Raw genomic sequence first — 22,128 nt, forward strand, 5'->3', positions numbered from 1 at the left:
ATAAATTAACAAATGAGAACCTTGATAATCAGTCGGAGACCTCTGCAAAACCTGCCACATTTTCAATTTTCATCTCTATAACCTTAAATGAGTGCATATTTATAAGCAACTGATGCTATAGAAGACTACTTTAGTGCAAAATAGACCCTTTCTTTAGCGTATTTTCCCCTTATCTGATAGAATTTGACACAATAATCCCTGGTGTTCGGTACAAGTTGTAGGCAATGGATTCCATAATATGCTGCGCATGTGCTTTTGAAAGTCCAACGTATCTTGCTATTCCAGCACCAAACCATCTATGCATAGAACCAAAGGTACGTTCTACTTTGTAGCGTATCTTACTTATAGCAACGTTGATACGCTGCTGCCTTTCGGTAATTTCATGTCCTCTTGTTCCTTTATGCATGATACGACTTTTAAGTTTCATACGTTTGAGGGTTTCTTTGTTCTCCATCGAGTCATATCCTTTATCGGCATAGACAAGTGCTTTCCGTGGCAATTTAGCTTTCTTCAGGGGTGTTTCTAAGTGTTTCATATCACTTTCATTGGCAGCTGTCGTTTCCTCGGCAAGCACCATTCCGTTTTCATCCGTTACCGTGTGACGCTTGTAACCGAAGTGGAGCTTTCCCATCTTCTTTACCCAACGGGCTTCTGTGTCTACGTTAGGCTTGACAACTTCTTTGAGCATGGCTTTCTCCGAAGCCTCCATGTTCTCATCCTCTTTTCTATCCTCAACGACCTCATAGCTCTTACCTCCGCGGGGGCGTATTCGTAATGCTGGCATCAATAATGGCGCCACGCTTTACAATGATTCCTTTAGCTTCCAATTGCCTATTAAACTCCTCAAGAAGCGTATCATACAAATCCGCTTCAACAAGAATGTTGCGAAAACGGCACACAGTAGTACTATCAGGAACAATATCTTCCATGCCAAGACCTGCAAAGCGACTAAAAGACAGGCGGTCGTTAACCTGATCTTCAACTTCTCCGTCACTCAGACCATACCAGGTGCGGAGTAATTCAATCTTGAATAAAACAAGGCTGTCATAGCTGGGCCGGCCAGTAGACTTATAGCCTTTTGTATAAGCCACTTCTATTATAGCACGAATAGGTGCCCAATCAATGATTGTATTTATTTGTGAAAAGAATGTCTGCTTGACCTTTCTTTGTCCAAGGAATAGGTCAGCAAAACTTGGAGAGGATAACTTTTGTTTCATACGATAAAGGTACAAAGAATATTTAAGAAAGACAAATTGTAGAAGGGGTTTTGCAGAGGTCTCATACCAATCCCATTTGGGAAGGATGCACATATACCCATATAGGCACCATGTGGTACCTATATGGGCATGATGTCATGTAATTCCATGATACTTTTGCAGCAAACTTTTAAAACAAAGAGACATGCAAGGAAATTTCATCATGCTGCAAAAGGAAGATCTCAAGGAGGTCATTGCAGAAGTATTGGAAACAATGGTGGGTAAGAATCTGCTGAAAGAATCAACTCCGGCAGAATCCACCGAGTATTACACCCGTGATCAGCTATGCGCCCGTCTGCACATCACCTATACTACGCTGTGGCGCATGGAGAAGCGTGGCGGCATCCATGTCCATAAGATTGGCAGACGCAACCTGTATTCTAAGCAGAAAGTGGATGCACTGATAGCAAATGGACTTTCTTCTGATTCTGTAAGCAGGTAGTATGGCCATGGCAGAACTTAGCAAGAACATCCCCAAACCGCCAGAAGTGGATTACATTCTGTCCTCCTTTCGTGAGTTGCAGGAACAGCAAGCTGTTGATGCCGGTGGTTTTCATGTGTCTTCCATGAATGATTGCCTGAAAGCGGCCAAATCATTGCCGCCTCTTGTGGTTCTCTATCCGAACATTGTCCTTGAAGGTGATCTCTGCATCATCTTCGGACAGTCAGGTATCGGCAAGACCATCTTCGCCATGCAGGTGGCAAGGGATATTGCCGCACGGGGGAAGCGTGTGCTCTACGCTGACTTTGAGATGACACTGCGTCAGCTGGCCCTGCGGTACGAGGTTCCGAACTTCCCTCCTACCTTCTTCCGTGCGGAGATGGACAGGGACAATCTCATTGATGATGTATTGAAGGGAATAGAAAAAGCAGCCGTGGCGAATCTTGCAGAGGTGGTGTTCATCGACAATATTACCGCCCTCAGCCAGTCGCTCGACAAAAGCTCTGACGCGGGCTCGCTCATGGCATCGCTGAACGCCTTGAAACGGAAGTATAACTGGACGCTGGTCGTCCTCAACCATGTTCCCAAGATATTCTCCGGTTCAGTCCCTCTTTCCCTGTCGGCCATACAAGGCTCCGCCAAACTCAACCAGTTGATAGACGATGCCGTGGGACTGGGGCAGTCAGTCCGTGACAAGTCGTTGGTCTATGTGAAGCAGTGCAAGTGGCGCAACGGCGAAGTTGTGCTCGATGCCGACAATGTGGCTCTGTATGAGCGAGCCAAGAATGGTGACGGCAATCTTTGCTTTACCTTTCGCGGCTATGACACGGAGGCCGCCCACCTGGAAACGGCATCTACTAGCGGGCGTGAGGAGCTGAGGGCGAAGGTCAAGGAATTGTCCTCGCAGTGCATGAAGCAGCAGGACATAGCCAAGGAATGCGGTATCACCCAGAGCAAGGTGTCAAGGCTTCTGAACGGCTGATTATTCACTTTATGCAGTTTATGCAATATGCATAAGTGCATAAATTGCATAAAACGCATGGCAAACATGGAAAAGCAGGACTTGAAGGGAATGTCGGCGAGCAAGGCTGCGCCCAATGATCGGATGTTGATAGAGATACCCCAACAGGATATAGGATGCCATTATTCTTCTCTTACGGATTATCTGGATAAGGCAATTGGTTATGATTCCAAGATATTGTCGGCTATTGATAGTTTAATTATGAGATTTCATCTGGGAGCCGTTACCAAACTTGTGAACGGACACTATGGCACAGTGCTGCCTCGGATTAACCGGAATAACAAGGTCGTAGGAGGAAGTGTGCTGTACTTTGATACGGACAGTGGGGCAATCCTGCAAAGAGAGCCCTTGGTGGAACATCTTTATAGCTGGTACTGCTTCGACTATTACACGGATGATGAGGTCTTCTTTGGTGAGCATCTGCTTTCAAACAAGCCCGTCGCCATTGTGCAGGAGGAAAAGACGGCCTTGCTGGGTACGCTGGCGGAACTGGCCGTTGACTGGCTGGCGGTTGGCGAGGGCTGCAATCTCACCAAAGGAATGATGAGTAAACTGGCTGGCAGGCGAGTCGTCCTTTTCCCTGATGATATAAGCTGTGATTATTGGGAAGAGCAGTTCGGGGCAAGGTTCAAGGTGGACCGTGGCTTTGTCCATCGGGACATTAACCGATACCTGATTGACAGAATCAGAGGTCGTGGCAGTCCTTGAACTCGGGGGGGACAGGGCTCTGCCCTTGTTATAGCCCACTATAACTACCCGCTGCGCTTTCGTAGTTGTGGGCCCAAGGCCAGCCTTGGAGAACCGGCGGGGATGACTCTCCCCCTGCACCCTCCACTCGGTGGCATCTGCCCCCAAGACCCCTGACCAGAGCGTGACCCTCTCTCTGGACTCTCCGCTTAGGGAGCCTCCCTAAGAACCTTATGAAAAGAAAAACCAACAATCATTTAATTCCCTTTTGTTATGACACAAATGACATCGGTACACATCAAGCCCTGCAATATCGGGCAAAGTGAGGCACACAACCAACGGACAAAGGCATATCTCGACCACATCAATACAGAGAAGCTTTATATCAGGAAAGACCTGATACCTGAGAACCAATCGTGGACATCGGAACTGCAAGGCGATATGACCTTGCGGCAGTATTACGATGCCATTGGCAGAATGGTGAAGGAAAAGACGGGCAGGGCCATGCAGACCAAGGAACGGGAGCGAATCAACAAGAAGACGGGCAAAGTGACCAAGATTGCCGGCTGTACCCCCTTGCGTGAGGGCGTCGTGGTGTGCAAGGCAGACACCACCATGGAGCAGTTGCAACATTTCGCCGACCTTTGTCGGCAGCGTTTCGGTATTACGGCCATACAGATACACCTCCATCGTGACGAGGGGCATTGTCTTGAACCGAATGACACATCTACATGGAAGCCTAACTATCACGCCCATGTCATCTGGGACTGGATGAACCACGAGACAGGTAAGTCCTACAAGCTGGACAATGAGGACATCAGCCTCGTGCAGGACATGGCGGCCGAGGCATTGGGAATGGAGCGCGGCGTTTCCAAGTTGGAGACGGGCAAGCTGCATCTGGAACGGAATGACTATATCGTGGCCAAACAGAAGCGTGAGTTGGATGAAAGCAAGAAACAAGCGGAGAAGCTGGCAAAGGAGAACGAGCAGAAAGTTCTCGCTTGTGAAAAGTTGGATAGGGAAATCCACGACAAGCAGGAAAAAGCCAATCGGGAGAATGGCAGCGCCATCCTGTCGGGCTTGGCCAACCTTGCAGGAAAGGGCAAGTATGCACAATTGGAGGCGGAAAATGAAGAAATGAAAAAACAAGTTGCTGCAATTCCACAAGTGGTTGCTCAGCAAGTAGAAACCTTAACCATTACCTATAAAGAGGAGATAACTAAGGAGCGGAATCGTGCTGATTTCTGGCTTGCTGAATGTAATAAACAAGAGCGTATCTACAAAGGGTTGCTCACACAATCGAAGAATCGGGAGGTTGACCTCAAGCAAGAGTTGCAGCAACGTGATAACATTATCGCTACAATGAGGGCTGGGCTAACAGATTTCCTACGAGGATTCACGATTATTTGCCAAAATGCCATTAATGCCGTTATCGACTTTGCTCATGATACTAAATTGCAGCACTTTACCTTCCCTCAGGCTACAGCCATCAACGAATATCTTTCAGAAGAGTCAAGCGACAGGCGTAATGGTGCCACTATTCTGGTCCTCCTCACCCGTCCCTTTCTTAGTTTGTTTGAGCATCAGAAAGGAAAGGCGGAAATTAAAAATGTGGTTAATAACTTTGATTGGTACAAGGAAAAACAGAAGCAGCAAGAGGAATTAAGAAATAAACAAAGATTTAGAAGATAGATAGGCTATGAAATAATGGTACTCTGCATAAGAGGAATTATGCAAGGGTATCATACTTCACGCATTCAAATCAAGATAAAGTCTACTAAATGATTCTATAATGAATAGTATGGACTAATTCCCTTAGTCATTTTGGCCATTTTTATAAGTCGATTTATTATCGCTTGTTCTTTGGGGTGTAAGTAGCCATCAACTTCTGCCATTGACAGAAATAGGCTGTGTGCATATTTTAATTTTTCTACTGACATCTGCATAACTATTTGCTGTGAAATGAGTTCATCCATTGAACGACAATTCTCTAAATCTGCAATTTTTATGTCTTGCTCTGCAAAGAAATTATCCATAAACTCCTCTTCCTTTGGATCAACAATACCATCGGCATTCATTATTTGTGTTAGCACACTGACAATGGCATATTTTTCGTAGGTTGTAAACTGTATCATATTGATTGTTCTCTAAAAAAATCATCATATATAGTGTTCCCTATACTAATAATGTATAGGTTTTCCCTTGCACGTGTTATTGCCGTGTAGATTGTCTCAGGTGTAGCTGGGTTGAATGTACCTCCAGCGATAGTACTTTCATCTTCCAATATCAGTATCACTGCAGGAGACTCCCATCCTTTAAAACTTTGTACTGTTGATAGTTTCAGGCACCGCTTATCAGTTGTAAATTGCAGCTTTCTTGATCGCTCAAGTGCTTCGTAATCTCTCTTAAATTGCCAATTTGCATTACTTATATCGGTAACATTATGAATAGATTTCAAGCGTTCGTAATTTTCGCTGTTGACAAAGGTGACTTCCGTTTTATTACCCGTAGCTTGTCTGTAGAATTTGTCCACGTTTCGCAGAAGCTGTATCGTTGATGCCAGAACAACGAAATTTTTGACCTCTTTACCATCGTTGCGTATGTACTGAGTGATTGTTGAAATAAGTTTTTCTAACGAAAAATTATTTCTTATGTCACTATAAGAAACGATTTTGAAATTCAGTGTATTCCCCATAGTCTCTTCTGTTTGTATATCATCCTTAGGTATGTTTAACATGTAAGTTGATTGAAAAGCCATTGCGAGTTTCGCCAAACGTGGGTTGGTAAAGCGGTGGCTGTTGCTCAGTTGCCTATTCCATTGACCACCAATGATACCTAGCCTTATGTCGCCATTAGAATCGAGCGGTCTGTGATATACGTTCTGTTTTGGATCGCCAAATACAACGAATTCTCCGCCTGGCACAAGAAAATTCTGCATGACGATTCTCAGCCATTCTGTTGTATAGTCCTGCACTTCATCTACAAAGATGGCGGCATAATGTTTCTTTATCTCTACTTTCTCAAAATGATGTAAGTCATCATAAGAACCGAACGAAACGTGCAGTTTATATTCAGATGATTGTATTCTAAAGAACTGATGATAGTGGTAAATATCGACCTTGTTCCAAGAGAAATCCTCCCGTAGTTCAGAAAGTCGGAACTTCAGGTAGTTTGTCAAAGTGATATTGTATGTAAGTATCAGCACATCGCCGCCGGTGCGCTTCATGGCGTTCACAGCTCTTTGTGCAAGTACATAGGTTTTTCCTGCACCTGCAACGCCGCTAATCTTTTGCTGCGTATCAACGCTCTTAACAAGCTCTCTCTGTGCTCCCTTGGGCTCTAAACCATTTCGCCCCTCTTGGTAAGAGTGCCATGATGGTGAGATGATGGAAGCCAGCTTGCGTTTCACGCAATCGTCAAAATAGTGGTTGTGGTGTGTTAATCCAATATCTTGGAAAAGGTTTCGGCAGGTTTGCTTATCATTTATAAGCTCGCTACCATACAGATGGGTGTAATTTTTCTGTCCACTATCTGTATGAAAAAAATTACAGACTTCCTGCTTGTTGTTTTCGGTAAAAACAACGATTTTTTTGATTAATGAGAAATTGCGTTTATCCTCAATGGTGCTAATCAGCAGTTCCTCTATCCCGTCTTTAATGCTGTTTTGGCACAAGCTAATCAAGTCGATAGGCGACTGGTATGTTTGGCTGGAGCATAGAATCTCTTTTCCATCAGCCGACAACTGGCATTCTTCTAAGGATTCTTCGAATACATTTACTAAAAGTACACCTGTATTCGGGCGTACAATAATAAAATCAACAGTCGCTTCATTAACCACAGGACTTATATATAATATATCATCTATCGCCAATATGCTTTGCAGACGGTAAGCCACTCTTGCCTTTTGCGGTGTAAGTATTTTATTCTGAATTTGTAACTGCAAATCATAGTCGTTAAACACTTTTTCGGCAGAACTAGAAATGCTTGCCATTTTACCAAAGTCTAACGGTACTCCGTTATAGGCAAAGCAACGTGTTATGCAGGTAAATGAGTGTCCTGTTCGTTTGGTGCGGTCAAACCGAGCACTGTCGATGCAGCTGAAATATTGTTGGTCACCAAACGCTGAACAAAACTGCTCAATTCTGTAAGCAGCGGCGTTCTTTGGTCCGATGCATATTATATAATGTTGCCCGTGTGAGGAGGCTACCATTTTGGCCACGCGGACTAAATCAATGGTAGCTACATCAAGGATGTTGGAAAAAATATGTATTACATTTGTATAGGTATAGCCTATGGAATTCAGTGTGTTGTCGGATGTTTCCGTAGCTGGCATAAACTGGTTGATGGGCACAATCTCAATGTTTCCTTGCACTATTTTCATTAGGTTACACTCTGCCCGCTGCATAGCATTCGGCGACGGTTCAACAAGCGTAATCCGTTTAACCCAGTTCAGCAGCTGATGCTGTTTCAGTATATCAACAATAGTGCCTGAGCCGATGCCTTGTCCGCAGCCCCAGTCTACAATTTCAATACTTCCCTTGAGTTTGTCGAAAGGAAAGTTCATCATGGCTGCCCTGCACTTTACAGAGTGCATTTCACCATAAGCCGACATATAGCAGTTTAGGGCTTCTTCGCTCGCAAGCAGATCTACACCGTGGTTCAGTTCCGGGTGTGTCCACGGCCGTGTCTTCCATTGTGTTGGCAAATATTCGTGGCATCGGTCAATGATGTCATATATGGTGCTACACGCTGACTTTGCAATATCGTCCTTGTAATTTGTCATGGCTATTTTCCTGTAATGGTATCTGCGTTTCTGTTTTCCTGATGCCGCTTCCAGTTTGCTATTGCAAGTTGCTTGGTAGTATTGGCATAGCAATACTCACAGAGATGCGGACAAGTGTTATACTCGCCAATATCCTTTGCTGCCATACAGCCACAGAAAGCCCGCTGACCGGAGTCTTTCTTGTGTGCGCTCTGAAAATATTGGTTGTTAGGCAGCGCAATGGCTCCCTCCGGAAGAGGAGAGCTGTCATCAAATAGCGACAGGGTAGGCATGGGAAGAATTTTTACCTTCATAAAGTCCATTAAGACCTTATCCTGCCACGCCAACCGTGTTATCAAGTCTCCGTCGATGCAGCGGTTGTGTGCGATGCCATATTTCTCTATATCTATCTTCTCGCTGCACGTAGCGAGCTGATAGTTCCACCCAAGCTTACGGTTTAACTCCGATAACTTAGCTGCAAACTCTTCCATCTGTGGTGTTACCCATTCCCTGTAGAGTATGCCGCTTCTTTCGAGGTTTTTCTTCACTTTTCGGTATATCCCAATATCGGCATACGAGAAAACAAACTTCTCGGTGTAGCCTTTTAACTGATTACCAACATTCTGTACCTTGTACAAAAGGTCATCCACTGATATGTTGTCGGTTAAAATCAAGGGGTCGAAGCGCCACACTACGCTGCCTACCCCTAGTTCATGGACAAGCAGTTTGAATGTTTCTATGCGAGTGGCTAATGGCGGAACTTTCTCCAAGTGTTCCTGTTCATAGTCGTTCAACGAGTACTGGATGTAGCATTTTATATTTCTCTCCTTCAGAACATCGAGATAAGGTAGAAGCGGTCGAGGGTTTTTGGACCAGAAAACTATGAAGCGCGTTTGTTCATATGACACATACGACTTTACCCCGTTAAAAGGATTCATCCATGCTGAGTAGCCTTGCTTCAGGCGGTCGAAGAACCAATCGGAATAGAAAGCTGGTATATCGGTGCTTCTGCTTGCTGAAACGATGACGGGGGCCTGTGCTTTCACCGTCTGTCCATCAATAATTATATCTTTATGTTGCCAAGTTGCCATAGCTTAAAATATTAAATCGTCAGAATAATCATGTTAACCTGTGAAGTTATTAAAATCAGCTTCAGGTTCTTCTATATTGCAATAAGACCTTCTTTCTGTTTCTCGGCTCCATTTGAGAAAAAGTTTTTGAACGTTTCTTGAATAGAGCTGCAAGTGGGTATCTTCACTTTTTTGATGGATAACAAAATAAGGAGCCATAAGTTCCTGTAATGGCCTTCTGTAGTTATAGACAATACTTTTATATTTCACTAGATTTCCTAACATAACTCTGCTTTTAGAAAGTTCGCCAAAAGTTCACAGTATGGATTATTAACGAAACAAAGGAACTACGAGTGATTTCGTAACTCCTTTATTTATAAGATTTTAATCTTTGTAGCGGGGGTGGGACCCGAACCCACGACCTCCGGATTATGAATCCGACGCTCTAACCAGCTGAGCTATCCCGCCATCATTTTCAGCAAAGCAAACCGGCATTTGCGGGTGCAAAGGTAATGCTTTTTATGGAATAGACAAAGAAAAGCGAAAGTTTTTTCTTAAATTTGCACTGCTTTCGCAAGCATAAAGAGAATTAACAGCAATCAAAATCATAGTATGAAAAGAGTAATCGTTGCGCTGTCGCTGGGTCTCATGATAGGGACACCGGTGCAGGCGAAGAAGAAAAAGAAAGTGGAAGCACCGAAAAAAGAGGTGCGGACGCCCGCAAAAGCGGGACTGTTCAACGTGCAGCACTGGAAAGACAAGTACTATTTCCAGGTTCCCGACTCGTTGCTTGGCCGGCTGTTCATGGTCAACACCCGCTATGTCTCCACCCCCGTAGACGCAGGTCTCTATGGCGGTGAACTCGCCAACAGCCAGGTTCTCTACTGGGAAAAGCGGGGAAAGGAACTCCATTTGCGGGCCAACATGTACGACACCCGTGTCGATTCCACCGACGCCATCGCCTTGGCTGTGCGCAACGCGAGCCAGGATCCCATCGTCTACGCACTCAAAATAGACTCCACCGTGACCGACACGGCGGGCAAAAAGCTCTACAGTGTCGAGGTGACGAACATGTTCAATGCCGACAATTCCGTGTTCAGCATTTACAATAGCTTGAAGGACAGGTTTGGAATCACGTCGTTCAAGAAGGACTTGTCGTACATCGACTACATCCACACGTTCCCCATGAACACCGAAGTGGTCACGGTGAAGACCTTCGGCTCGAAGAGTACGACCAAGCTGCCGGCCGGACAAGAGACCGGAAATGTGACAATCAAGCTCAACACGTCGTTCGTCCTGCTGCCCAAAGAGCCGATGGCCTTCCGCACTTTCGACCCGCGTGTGGGCTATTTCACCGAATCTTTCAGCGAGTTTGGCGACAACCAGCAGAAAGCCGAGCGGCGGAAAATCATCTCACGGTGGCGCTTGGAGCCGAAGGATGTCGAGGCCTACAAGCGCGGCGAACTGGTGGAACCCGTGAAACAGATCGTCTATTACATCGACCCCGCCACGCCGAAGAAGTGGCGTCCCTACCTCATTGCGGGTGTGGAAGATTGGAACAAGGCCTTCGAGGCAGCCGGATTCAAGAATGCCATCACCGCCAAGGAGTGGCCCAACGACTCTACCATGAGCCTGGAAGACGCACGCTACTCGGTCATCCGCTATCTGGCCAGCGACATTCCCAATGCCTACGGCCCGCACGTGAGCGACCCACGGTCGGGCGAAATCATCGAAAGCCACATCGGCTGGTATCATAACGTGATGTCGTTGCTCCACGACTGGTATCAAACGCAGGCCGGAGCCATCGACCAACGGGCACGGAAGCCGAAATTCGACGACGAGTTGATGGGCCAACTCATCCGTTTCGTCAGCTCACATGAAATCGGTCACACCCTCGGACTGCGCCACAACATGGGTGCCAGCTCCGCAACGCCCGTCGACAGCCTGCGCAACAAGGCCTGGGTGGAGCGACATGGACACACCGCTTCCATCATGGACTACGCCCGTTTCAACTATGTGGCGCAGCCGGAAGACAACATCGGCGAGGCCGGAACATTCCCCCGCATCGGCGATTACGACAAGTGGGCCATCAACTGGGGCTACCGCTGCTTCCCCGACAGCAAGGGCGAGAAGGACGAAAGGCTCACGCTCAACAAGATGACGATAGCCAAACTCAAGGAAAGCAGACGCTACTGGTTTGGCGGTGAGGGCAACGACAACGACCCGAAGGCCCAGACCGAAGACCTCGGCGACGACGCCATGAAGGCTGGAAGCTATGGAATCAAGAACCTGAAACGCATCATCAAGCACCTGCCGGAGTGGAATTACGAGGAAGGCGACATGGATGAGAACGTGCGGTCGGCCTACCGCAGCCTGGTGCAACAGATGAGTCGGTATGCCAATCACGTAGCGGCCAACATCGGAGGAGGCTACCATGACTTCAAGAGTGTGGAGCAACCGGGCGAAACTTTCACACCCGTCGACCGCGCAACGCAGAAGCGTGCGCTGGCATGGCTCGAGGAGAATGTCTTCAAAGAGCCCACCTGGCTCATCTCGGAGCCTTATGTCAGGCGACTCGTCCGCGTACCGGAGAACAACATCTTCGGCATTGCCGACCGCGTATTGGACAAGTTGACCAGTGCCATGACCATCAATTTGGTGAGCAAACACGCCACGGGTGCCGGCAGCTACCAGCCCATGGAACTTGTCAACGACCTCGTCGGCTGTCTCTTCCGCTCGACCGCCACTGGCACGAAGGCCACACTTTGGACGCGCCATCTGCAGCGTCGGGCCGTCGGCAACTTCATCAAGGCCTGGAAAGTGACCATCGTCGACGAGCAACGCCCCTACGCCCTGGCCGCCATCCAGCAGATCAAGACGCGGCTGCAGCAGGCCCGCACGGCCGACGCGGCCACCCGTGCCCACTATGCCGACCTGCTTCAGCAAATCAAGATAGCCCTTTCGGGCATGCCCACGGCGAAGGAAAGCAAGGTGGGCGCAGCGATGGAGTGACGCACATAGGCTGCGGTATCTATACACAATACCATAAAATCTAAAAAAATCGGTCACAAAGCAACTTGCCTTGTGACCGATTTTCGTCCCATCCCCCGCCTCCTTTGCGGCAGGCTGTGCGTTATTTCACGACCTTCCGACCATTGATGATGTAGAGGCCGTGGCCCATTTCCTTCACCCGACGGCCGTCGATGGTGTAGATTTTGGCATTGGCGGCATTGCCTGACACGATGGAGTGGATGGCTGTGGCAGTCTTCACATGCGCGAAACCGAGTGCTTTGTAATGTTCCTCGCTGCCCTCCGGCACCTTGACGGTGGCCTTGTCGAGCACAGACGTGGCGAAAGCCTTGCTTTCAACCTTCGTGTCCGCCCGTTTGAAGGTCAGCTGATTCAGCCCGGAAGCCAGATTGAAGGCCTTCGCCTTTATCGTCTCCAGCGTGGACGGAAAGAGAACTGCCGTCATTTTGCCGCTTTGGAACGAGGATTCGGGCAGCTCCGTCAAAGCCGTTTCACTCAAGTCGACGACAAGTGACTTGGGCTTGGAGTTCTTGGCCAGGTTCAGGAAACAGCGATTGGCTATCGACGCCAGTGCCCCGCAGCCTTTCAGGCTCATGCTCGATATGTTGTAACTCTGTGCAAAGCCGTATTGGCCGATTGACCGCAGGGCAGAACACCCATCCAGAACGATTGATGTGGCTGCAGTCTGCTTGAAAGCATTGTTCTTTATGTCCTTCAATGCGGTCAACCCGGATAGGTCTATCTCTTTCATGGCTGCCATTTCAAACGCATTCCGTTCAATGGTTTTCAAGTTTTTGCAGGCGGAAAAGTCAATCTTTTCCGCACGAATCGAGTTGAACGCGCTCACGCCTATCGCCTCAATCGACGCCGGCAAGACGATGGTTTTCAGCGTGGCGTTGCCCTTGTAGACGGCGACATGATTCTGATTCAATTCCCACTTGTTCATGAAGGCGCTGTCGGGAATCGCGTTGGCGGGGTATTCCACGTGGCGATAGGTGCAGGCTTCGACCGTCACACCGTGCAGGTCGAGCTTCTCCACCTTCACCAGGGCGGTGTCGATATAGGCGAAGTCGGCCTTGTTGATATGCCCCGTAATGGACAATTCGGTGACGGCGTCGCCGGCTTTGATCAGTTCCGACAGCTTGCCGGCCGTCTTCACGTCAATGGTTTTCGACAGGCCGAAGGCTGACAAGGTCATCAGTCCCCAGCTGCTCATCAGGAGTAAAATTCTAATTCTCATAAGCTTTATATGTATTTAAATGTTAATGATTCCGTCATGGGACGTTGTTTTTGCCGCAACCGTGCGACGCCGGTTTTCAATCGCTGTGCTTTCAACCGCTGAAAGGGCCGCTTTTGCCGGCTGAAAGGGCTGCTTTTACCAGCTGAAAGAGTAGCTTTTGCAAGCCGAAAGGGCTGCTTTGAAAAGTAAAAAGGCAAAAAGTAAAAAGGTAAAAAGTAAACGTAAAAGGGTGGAGGGGCTGCTTTTGAAAAGCCGTTGCGCAACCGCCGTCCGCTACAGGCATTTGGTGAAGTAGCAAACGCGGCCCGGGATGATGTGGTCGTAGCTCTTCAGCCTGCGTCCCGACACGGTTTCGTAGACGTGGAGCGACGAGGCATGGAGCCGGCTGTTGTAGAGCAGCACCACCGTGCAGTAGTCTTCGTCGCGCAAACCCGAACCCGGGATGAGCGGAACGACGTCGACCACCTCTTCGTCGTTGTCGAATGTGACGAGTTTCTTGGCCTCCGACGGGTCGAAAGTCTCCATCTCGTAGTAGTCGAAACGGTAGATGGCGTTGTCGAGGCAGTAGAATCCGTAGGTTTCGCCGAAGGATCCCCACCAGAACTTCACCCTTTCGGCGAACGCCCGGTCGACGTCCATCGCGCGTTCGAGCCGCAGCGGCTGCACCACCCGATTGATGTAGTTGACATGGAAGCGGTAGAGTTTGTAGCCGCCGTCCTTCTTTCCGACGAGATAAATGTGGTAGGGACGGTTGGCCGACTGGCCGGTGGCTTCGGAAAAGCAGCCCGCCAGTTCGTCGAGACGGAAGTCCTGCCCATCCACCTGCACGTATTCCATCTTGTCGTTGTAGACATGGTAGCAGCCCACCCGCCCGTCGTCGTGGAGCACGAAGGTCGCTTTCTTGTAGCGTTGGAACTGCTTGCTCGACATGGCCTGCCTCACGTGGCGGCTCTTCACCCAGGTGTTGTCGTCGAAGATGGGCAGTTTGCGGTCGAGCCCGTTGAACACGTGGAGCGTGCCGGCATTGATGAAATACTTCGAAGCGCCGTAGCCGAACGTCACATTGTGGATGTCGAGCGCCGCACCGCCGCCCTTGTACATCTTGCCGCTCACCTCTCCCGTGTATTCGCCCACGTTGAAGAAGAAGTTCTCCTTGGGGTCGGCGTTGCGAACGGATATGCAGCGGCCGTAGTCGGGTCCGTGGTCGGTGAAGACGGCCAGCTCGTTGGTCGAGTAGAGGGCGCCGGTGAAGCGGCCCTGGATAGGCTCCTGCGGCGATATACGATGAATCATGCCGCTGAAATGGCGGCTGAAAGCCTCGGGCTTGCCTTGCAGCGACATCCATTCGATGTGCCCTTCGGGCGTCTGATAGACGCAGAGGTAGTCGGGCGTGTAGCTGCTCAGCACCCGGAAGCTGAACGTTTGGCGAAACTCCAGGCCGTTCTCTTTGTCGCGGACGACGAAGGTGGCCGGTATTTCGCCCGCCATGCTGTAGCCGGAGGGCAGCTCTACGGGCCACACCAGGTTGCGGTCGCGCCCGATCAACTGGCTGCGGCCCGCAAGCCAGCGGAAGTCGTAGCGGGTGGTGTCGGTGCTGTCGGAGTATGAAATCCGAGGTGTCAGGCGGAGTGTGTCGCCCTGATAGAGCGTATAGACGTCGCCGCTGATTCCCGAAACACGGGTCACTTGCGGCAGGTCGTCGGTGATTTCGCCGTCACGGCCGCCGTAGCACGACTGCAATACGGCCATGAGGGCCATATATATAAATAGGTGTAGCGTGTGAATCTTCGTCATAGATGAAGCCAAAACTTAATCGGTGAAATAAATGCGGTTGCCCGCGGCGTCGTATTCCTCGTGTTGCAGGAACCATTGCGTGCAGCGCGCGATCCAATAGTCGAGCACCACGCTGCTGCCGTCGTCGGTCCATTCGGGGTCGGTAATGCCGCTCACGCGCAGGAAGACGGCGCACTTGCGGGGATGGTAGCTGATGCGGCGCAACTTGCTGTTCTTCTCCCAGAAGGCGGGGGCGATGGAAAGGTTCTTCGTGAAGCTGATGTCCACGTACTGATACTCGGGTATGCCGGCCCGGAAGTCGGCCGTTGGCACGAGCGCCAGGCGCATACGGTAGTTCTGTTCCTCGTCGAGTCGGTCGATGTGGATGGTCAGGCGTAGCGTGTCCTGGGTCATTCCACGGCGGAACACCTGCTCCCCGCTCAGCGTATAGACCTGCGTGTCGAGTCCCGCCGACGCGCTGTCGACCACCGCCACCCGATAGTTGCGGTCGCGGGTGGCGTCGGCCACGCCTTGCAGCCGCACGGGGATGCGCAGCTCGTAGTCGCTGACGTCGCCGCCAAGGAAGTAGGCGTTGAACGAATAAGCCTCGGGATAGTTCGACTTGCTGCCGAATAGCTCGCCCTTGGCGATGTTGAGCGCGGCCTGCGAGGCGTCGTACTCGTCGAGTTTGTCCTCGCTGCACGCGCCCATCAGGGCCGGCAGCAGCAGGAACAGCAGCCTCACGGGCCACGCCATGGGCTGCGAAAAGCGTTTATTGACCATAACCGAACTGTTTTTCGTAGGGCGGCAGCGGCAAGGTGTAGTCGCCTTCGCCGATCGAGACGGTGTTGCCGTTGGCGTTGCCGTCGTCCACCGCCTTGAGATTGAGACGTTTGTAATAGTAGAAGAGCTGGCCTTCGCCCCGGAAGTCGCGGATGTATTCGCGGGTGATCTCGGCTGCGATTTCTTCGGATGAGGCCGTGGCGGCCATGGTGGTCTCGCCCCTTGCGGTCTTCAACGCGTTGAGCCAGTCCGTCGCCCGGCGTCCCGCTTCCACGCCATGAAGCGCGCATTCGGTCGCGATGAGATACATTTCGCTCAGCTTGAGCAGCGGAGTCACGGGGTCGTCATACTTGTAGCTGTCCGTCGCAAGGCTGGAACGCTGGTAGCGTATTAGGTTGATCTTGTTGCCGGCGCTGGGGTTTCGGAAGTACCAATGCAGCCTGACGTCGCCTTCCTGATAGGCGTTGACGCTCTTCACGAAGTCGTGTGTCAGCCCCTCGTAGTAGGTTCGGCTGGCCGAGAGCACGGCTTCGTTGTTCAAGGCGAATATCATTTCGGGCATGAAGACGCGGTCCACCCGCTTCTCCGCGCCGTAAGCATCGGTCTGCAGCACCTCGGCGGCCGTGATGAAACGGAACTTGGACGACTGAATCACTTCACGGGCGTAGGCGGCGGCACGGTCGTAGCGTGCCCGATAGAGTTCCAGGCGGGCCAGCAGGGCCGTGGCGGCATAATAGTTCATGCGCCGGCTGCGGGCGTAGGACAGGTATTTGTCGGTCGAGGGCTGTCCCGTCAGCAGCGGATCCTTGCGCAGCAGCGTGCGTGCCGTAGCCAGGTCGGCCGCCAGGGAGTCGAGCAAGACGGCCGTCGTGACCTGCTTTCCGAGGCCGAAACCGAAGTCGGTCTTCAGCGGAACGCGCTTGGCGTCGGGGGCCACGCTCATCGCCGGGCTGTAGAGGCGCAGCAGGTCGAAGTACATGTAGGCCCGAAGAGCCAGGGCTTCGCCGTGCAACACGTCGGCGATGTCGGGCGAAAGCAGCGACGAGGCGCGGCTTCCGAACTGGGAAAGCAGCAGGTTGGCGTTGACAATCGTATTGTACATCGTCAGCCACAGCTGCGCGACGATGGTCTCGCCGGCGTCGGTTTGGTAGTTGAATTTGGCCCAAGCCACGCGGTCCGGCTCGTTGTCGCTGACCGCGTATTGCTGCGACAGTGGCTCCAAGGCCAGCAACGGCAGGTTGGCTCCATAGAGTTTGTTGTCGCCGAGATTGACATAGAGTCCTGTCAAGGCGGTGTAATAGCCGTCGGCCGAGCGATACATCTCGTCGGCTTCGATGTCGGACTTGGTGCCCACGTCAAACCAGGAGCACGACTGGAGCAGCAGCGCGAGGGCCGAAAAGGCTATGAAGTGAAGCGGTTGTTTCATAAAGCGGATGGTTAGAAGTGCAGTTGGGCGGAGAAGGTGGCCGACCGCGTGAAGGGATAAGCGAGCCCCCGCTCCTGGCGGATGGTGCTCAGATAGAACAATTCATTGGCGGTGAGCGAGAACTTGAGCAGCGACAGCCACGTGCGGCGCAGACGCTGGCCCGGCACCGTGTAGGAAAGTCGGAGCGATGTCATGCCCAGGCGGTTCTCGCGTTGCACGAAACGCGACGTGGCCTTGGTGGCGCTGTTGTCGGTGATGGCCTTGTAGCGGGCGATGTCGCCCGGTTGTTGCCAGCGTTCGGTCAGCGCGCGGCGGTCGTTGTTCACCATGTAGTCCACGTTTTCAATCTTTTGGTGGAGCGTGTAGTTGTACTTGTCCGCGCCGAAAGAGTAGTTGACGTTGGTTCCCAGCTCCCATTCCTTGTAGCGGAAGTTGAGTCCAAAGTAGCCTTGCAGCGTGGGTTCGTTCACACCCACGGCCACTTGGTCGGCCGCTCGCCATGTGTAGGTGGGGGTTCCATTGCGGTCGAGGTAGATTTCGTGGCCCGTTCCGGGGTCTATCCCCAGCGAACGCACGGCATAGATGGTGTTCATCGACTCGCCCTCCTTGAACAGGAATACCGTCGAAGCATTGCCTTCGGCGTTCTGGGCGGCCTTGTTGACCGTGTCGTTGTAGCGCAGCAGCGCGTCGGAAATCCGCTCGATGCGGTTGCGGTTGCGGGTTCCGTTGAGCGTGAAGTTGAGCAACAGGTCCTTCGTCTTGATGGGAGAGTAGCTCAAACTGAAGTCGAAGCCACGGTTGGTGAGGTCTCCCATGTTGGTCTTGTAGGAGTCGTAACCGACCGACGGGGCGATGGTGACGCTCGTCAGGTTGCCTTTCGTGCTGTTGTAGTAGAGGTTCAACTCGAAGTTCAGCCGATTGCCGAAGAGCGATGTCTCGAAGCCGAGGTTGCGGTTGTAGGTCGTTTGTCCGTGCAGGTCGGGGTTGGCGAGGGTCGGGACGACAGCTCCGAAGTGGCCTCCGTAGACCCGTGGGAGATAGGAATACATGTTGCTGGCCTGGTTGCGGGTGTAGTTCTGGTTGCCGGTGGTGCCGATGTTGGCCCGCAGGACAAGGCGGTTGACGATGGGATGGCGCTTGAGGAAACGCTCGTTGTCGATGTTCCAGCGCAGGCCGACCGACCAATACGGCGTCTGCCGCTGTTTCCGGCCGTAGAGCGACGAGCCGTCGAGGCGGCAGGTGAGGTCGCAGAGGTAGCGATTGTCGTAGGAAAAGTTCTGATTGGTGAAGATTCCGGCCGACCGAACGGTGTTTTCCGTACCCGAGATGCGGCCGAAACGCTGGTATTGCACGGCGTAGGAAAGGTAGTCTTGGGCGTCGCCGAGAAAGCCGGTGAGGGCATATCCGTCGCTCTCGGTCTTGCTTTGGCGGGCCTCTCCGCCCAGAATGCTCTGGATGTCCCACGGCCCGTAGGAGCGGGTGTAGGACAATACGGCGCTGGCATAGTAGGTGAGACCCGACGAATTGCCTATCTCATACTTGCCCCGGCTGTACAATACGTCGGGTGAACTGCCGCCGTTGCTGTTGTCGTTGGTGTAGGTGAAGCTGCCGGGAGACAGGTATGCGTCGCTGCGGCCGAAGTCGTAGTTGACGGAAAGCGTGCCCCTGAGCCGCAGGCCGCCGAGAATGCTCCAATTGAAACCTAAGTTGTCGAGAATGCTGGTGGCCTCCGTTGTCGTGTAACTGTTGAGATAGTGGGCTTCGTACAGGGGCGAACGCTGCGAAGCCAGCACGCCCAACGCCATGCCCGGCGGGGCCAGGTTGGCGATGGAAAGGGTTCGGTGGTAACGGCCGGAGGCGTCTTTCTCCTGATAATAGGGCAGGGCCGACGTGTAGGAAGAGAAGCGGCCGTAAGGCGATTCGTCGGCGGTGACCAGCGAAAACTGCAGGTCATTGGTGACGGAAAGACGGGGCGACTGGTAGATGAGCTTGGTTCCCGCCTCGTAGGAGGTGCGGTTGGAGCCTTTCATGACACCATCCTGACGACTGTAACCCAGGTTGACGGCAAAGCGCACGTGGTGGTTCTGCCCGCTCGGTTTGCCCACACTGCCCTCTATCATCAGCGAGTGTTTCTGGCGAAAGCCCACCTGCAACGGCTTCGAAAGCCAGTAGGTGTCGGCTCCGTTGAGCACGGCGCGGCGCACGGCGTTGTAGGAATTCAAGTTGTTTCCGGGGTCTTCGCCCTCCCGATAGGCGTCGAACACGCCTGCGGCCTTTTGAAACGCGAGCGCTTCGGCGGCATTCATCAGGTTGTAGGAGCTCAAGTCAGGCAGCTCGAACTTGCCGTTGAGCGAATAGCTGACCTGCAATTTGCCCGACTGTGGCGTCCTGGTCTCGATCACGACGACGCCGTTGGCCGCCCGTGAGCCGTAGATGGCCGACGCGGAGGCGTCCTTCAGCAGGGTGACACTCTTGATGCGATTCATGTCGAGGTCGTAGATCTTCCGCACATTGACCTCAAAACCGTCGAGCATGAAGATGGGAAGCGACGTCATGGTCTGCAAATTGCTCTGCGAGATGTCGGGCATGGTGTTCTGACCGCGTATCTCTATCTTGTCGGGAACATGGTTGGGGTCGGACCCGAACTGCCCGTAGGTGTCGACAACTTGGAACGATGGGTCGAAAACTTTCAGCGCATCGAAGAGATTCGTATGGTTGACTTGCCGCAGTTCGTCGCCCGTCACCTGGACGGCGGTGCCCGTGAAGCTGCTCTTCGCCTTGGAGTAATAGCCCGTTACGACCGTTTCCTGCAACTCCTTGACGTCGGGTCGCAACCTGACGACGACAGTGTCGCCCGGCGTTGCGGCCACGGTGTTGGTCAGATAGCCCAGATACCTGACGGTGACATAGGGCTTTCCGGCGGCTCCCGGCAGGCGGAATCGGCCTTCGGAGTCGGTCACGGTCTCGCCCCAAAGGCGTTGGCGGGGCTTCAAGGTGACCAGTCTGACGGAGGCACCGACCAGCGGCTCGCCGTCTTCGTCGACCACCCGCCCGTGAATCATGGCCCGCCCGGAATGTCGAGCGGCCTGACTTTCTTGGGCCAAAGCCGTCGCGCAGGAGAGCCACAGCAGTCCGATGGCAAGCAGAAGGGCGTGGATGTGGAGGATTTTATGGATGTCTATTTTCATGTTTCAGGACATTTTACGCTTGATTTCGCTCCCGATGACGCCGTCGTTCATCGTGGAAGACGGGGCGAACCGACCTTCCCCAGCCGCTTGTAGAGGTAATATAACTGGCCTTCGCCCAGGAGTTCGCGCTCATATTCTGTATAAATCAGTTGCAAGAGGGCTTCCTTCGTCAACCCGCCGCCGGCTTGCAGCTGGGCCGCCTCGTCCACATTCTTGTTCGATTGCAGGGTCTTGAGATAGTCGGCAGCCTCTTCCAAGCGGCCTAAATGCGCCGACGATTCGGCTGCAATGAGGGCCACTTCGCCCAATTTGATGTACGGAATGGCGGCCGGGAGGCCCGTTTCGCCACCCGTCTGGCTGTAGATATAGCCCGAAAGCAGTGTTTCGCTGCCGAACTTCGTGAGCGTGTAGCCGTCGGCGGAAGCCTTGAACCACGCCCGATAGCGTATGTCGGACGCCTGCGGATAGATGGTTCGCAAGCGGTCGGTCACTTTCAGCCCGGCCTTTTGCAGGCTGTCGCTCAACTGCGGAAAGCCTTTCGGCAGTGTGGAGATACCGAAAATGAACTCGCGGGAGAACTCGTAGTCGCTCGCGTACTTGCCCGGCGCGACGTAATGGAACAGCTGATAGCGGTCGGCCACGTCGCGCTGATGCGCAAACACCTTGTCGGCACACGCACGGGCATGCTCGTAGTCGCCGCTCCACAGGGCCAGACGAGCCTGCAAGGCCTTCACTGCGAAGTAGTTCATCTGAAGCGTTCGCAGCCGGCGGTCGACCCTTCCGACGACAACCGTTGTGGGATTGGTCGGTTGCAGGATGGGATCGGTGGTCGCCAGGAGCTGCTCCGCCTTGGCCAGGTCGGCCTGCATGGCCTGCAACAGCTGTGCCTTGGTCAGCAGCGGCACGTCTTTCTGTCCGAAAACGGTCATATAGGGCATACCCGAAAAGCTGCCGTCATCCTGTGGAGACGGGCCGAAGAGCCGCAGAAGGTCGAACTGCAAAGCCGCCCGCAGGGCATGGCATTCGCCCAGAATCATGTTTTTCTGGCTCGAATTGAAGAAGACGACATCCGTATGTTCGGCCTCTTGGATGATCAGGTTGCAGGAAGCGACGGCCCGATAGGCCGCGCTGACCATGGAGTCGAGTTGCCGCTGGAGCGTCTTGTCGGCGAAATCATGCTGCGAGGCGGCCTTTCCCAAGTCGCCCAAAGGCTGCAACTCTCCCGAAAGGAAGTCCATCATGGTCAGCGTGAGGGTGCCACCAAAAAGGTTGTCGGAGCGCAATTGCGTATAGACGTCGGTCAATGCCGACAGAAAAGCGCCCTCGTCGCCGAAGAAGCGGCTGGCCGGGATGCTGCTGTCGTCGCTCTTCCGGTCGAAATAATCGGAGCAACCAACCAGCAAGAGCGGTATGATGAGGAGTAAAGAACATTTCTTCATGACACGTGGAA

General features: G+C 52.3%; 15 protein-coding genes, 1 tRNA gene and 1 pseudogene. 5 read left to right on the plus strand and 12 right to left on the minus strand.

The window, feature by feature from the left end; all coding sequences use genetic code 11:
- Window positions 1–169: 169 nt before the first annotated feature.
- Window positions 170–1,217: pseudogene (locus K334_RS13525) on the minus strand (IS5 family transposase).
- A gap of 184 nt (window positions 1,218–1,401) precedes the next feature.
- On the opposite strand from K334_RS13525, the gene K334_RS0105340 reads away from it, so the two are divergent.
- The 4 genes from K334_RS0105340 to K334_RS0105355 all read left to right on the plus strand — a co-directional run bounded on the left by K334_RS0105340 (window position 1,402) and on the right by K334_RS0105355 (window position 5,098).
- On the plus strand, window positions 1,402–1,698 hold the full coding sequence (locus tag K334_RS0105340; RefSeq protein ID WP_025880554.1) for a helix-turn-helix domain-containing protein: 297 nt from the start codon (window positions 1,402–1,404) through the stop codon (window positions 1,696–1,698).
- Window position 1,699: 1 nt separating this feature from the next.
- The gene (locus K334_RS0105345) at window positions 1,700–2,680 is read left to right on the plus strand and encodes an AAA family ATPase (protein ID WP_027444624.1); all 981 of its coding nucleotides are present in this window, start codon (window positions 1,700–1,702) and stop codon (window positions 2,678–2,680) included.
- A gap of 27 nt (window positions 2,681–2,707) precedes the next feature.
- The gene (locus K334_RS0105350; RefSeq protein ID WP_025880552.1) at window positions 2,708–3,427 is read left to right on the plus strand and encodes a DUF6371 domain-containing protein; all 720 of its coding nucleotides are present in this window, start codon (window positions 2,708–2,710) and stop codon (window positions 3,425–3,427) included.
- Between the two features lie 252 nt (window positions 3,428–3,679).
- Window positions 3,680–5,098, plus strand: a complete 1,419-nt coding sequence (locus K334_RS0105355; protein ID WP_025880551.1) for a recombinase — start codon at window positions 3,680–3,682, stop codon at window positions 5,096–5,098.
- Between the two features lie 95 nt (window positions 5,099–5,193).
- Here the strand turns inward: K334_RS0105355 and K334_RS0105360 are convergent, their stop codons facing one another.
- The 5 genes from K334_RS0105360 to K334_RS0105375 all read right to left on the minus strand — a co-directional run bounded on the left by K334_RS0105360 (window position 5,194) and on the right by K334_RS0105375 (window position 9,706).
- Window positions 5,194–5,541: a tellurite resistance TerB family protein gene (locus K334_RS0105360; RefSeq protein WP_025880549.1), complete on the minus strand. Its 348-nt coding sequence runs from the start codon at window positions 5,539–5,541 to the stop codon at window positions 5,194–5,196.
- Window positions 5,538–8,189, minus strand: coding sequence for a UvrD-helicase domain-containing protein (locus K334_RS0105365; protein ID WP_025880548.1), 2,652 nt, complete (start codon window positions 8,187–8,189; stop codon window positions 5,538–5,540). The genes K334_RS0105360 and K334_RS0105365 overlap by 4 nt, the downstream gene beginning before the upstream one ends.
- A 2-nt stretch (window positions 8,190–8,191) precedes the next feature.
- A complete protein-coding gene (locus K334_RS0105370; protein WP_025880547.1) occupies window positions 8,192–9,259 on the minus strand; it encodes a DUF1848 domain-containing protein in 1,068 nt (355 codons plus the stop codon).
- Window positions 9,260–9,292: 33 nt separating this feature from the next.
- On the minus strand, window positions 9,293–9,523 hold the full coding sequence (locus tag K334_RS14775) for a hypothetical protein (protein ID WP_154655558.1): 231 nt from the start codon (window positions 9,521–9,523) through the stop codon (window positions 9,293–9,295).
- Between the two features lie 109 nt (window positions 9,524–9,632).
- Window positions 9,633–9,706, minus strand: a tRNA-Met gene (locus K334_RS0105375).
- Between the two features lie 144 nt (window positions 9,707–9,850).
- On the opposite strand from K334_RS0105375, the gene K334_RS13530 reads away from it, so the two are divergent.
- Complete coding sequence (locus K334_RS13530) at window positions 9,851–12,250, plus strand: zinc-dependent metalloprotease (RefSeq protein ID WP_051218662.1); 2,400 nt, start codon at window positions 9,851–9,853, stop codon at window positions 12,248–12,250.
- A gap of 121 nt (window positions 12,251–12,371) precedes the next feature.
- On the opposite strand, the gene K334_RS0105385 is transcribed toward K334_RS13530, so the two are convergent.
- The 6 genes from K334_RS0105385 to K334_RS0105410 all read right to left on the minus strand — a co-directional run bounded on the left by K334_RS0105385 (window position 12,372) and on the right by K334_RS0105410 (window position 22,117).
- Entirely contained in the window at window positions 12,372–13,508 is a 1,137-nt protein-coding gene (locus K334_RS0105385; protein WP_081658039.1) for a leucine-rich repeat protein, read from the minus strand.
- Between the two features lie 273 nt (window positions 13,509–13,781).
- Window positions 13,782–15,302 (minus strand): hypothetical protein, encoded by a 1,521-nt coding sequence (locus tag K334_RS0105390; RefSeq protein ID WP_154655559.1) that lies wholly within the window; start codon window positions 15,300–15,302, stop codon window positions 13,782–13,784.
- Between the two features lie 15 nt (window positions 15,303–15,317).
- Window positions 15,318–16,064 (minus strand): DUF4843 domain-containing protein, encoded by a 747-nt coding sequence (locus tag K334_RS0105395; protein WP_025880539.1) that lies wholly within the window; start codon window positions 16,062–16,064, stop codon window positions 15,318–15,320.
- Complete coding sequence (locus K334_RS0105400; RefSeq protein WP_025880538.1) at window positions 16,054–17,490, minus strand: RagB/SusD family nutrient uptake outer membrane protein; 1,437 nt, start codon at window positions 17,488–17,490, stop codon at window positions 16,054–16,056. The genes K334_RS0105395 and K334_RS0105400 overlap by 11 nt, the downstream gene beginning before the upstream one ends.
- An 11-nt stretch (window positions 17,491–17,501) precedes the next feature.
- Entirely contained in the window at window positions 17,502–20,678 is a 3,177-nt protein-coding gene (locus K334_RS13540; protein WP_051218663.1) for a SusC/RagA family TonB-linked outer membrane protein, read from the minus strand.
- 47 nt (window positions 20,679–20,725) lie between these two features.
- Window positions 20,726–22,117, minus strand: coding sequence for a RagB/SusD family nutrient uptake outer membrane protein (locus K334_RS0105410; protein ID WP_027444629.1), 1,392 nt, complete (start codon window positions 22,115–22,117; stop codon window positions 20,726–20,728).
- Between the last annotated feature and the right edge of the window lie 11 nt (window positions 22,118–22,128).

This window comes from Segatella baroniae DSM 16972 = JCM 13447, assembly GCF_000426585.1.
GTDB classification, from domain to species: Bacteria; Bacteroidota; Bacteroidia; order Bacteroidales; family Bacteroidaceae; genus Prevotella; species Prevotella baroniae.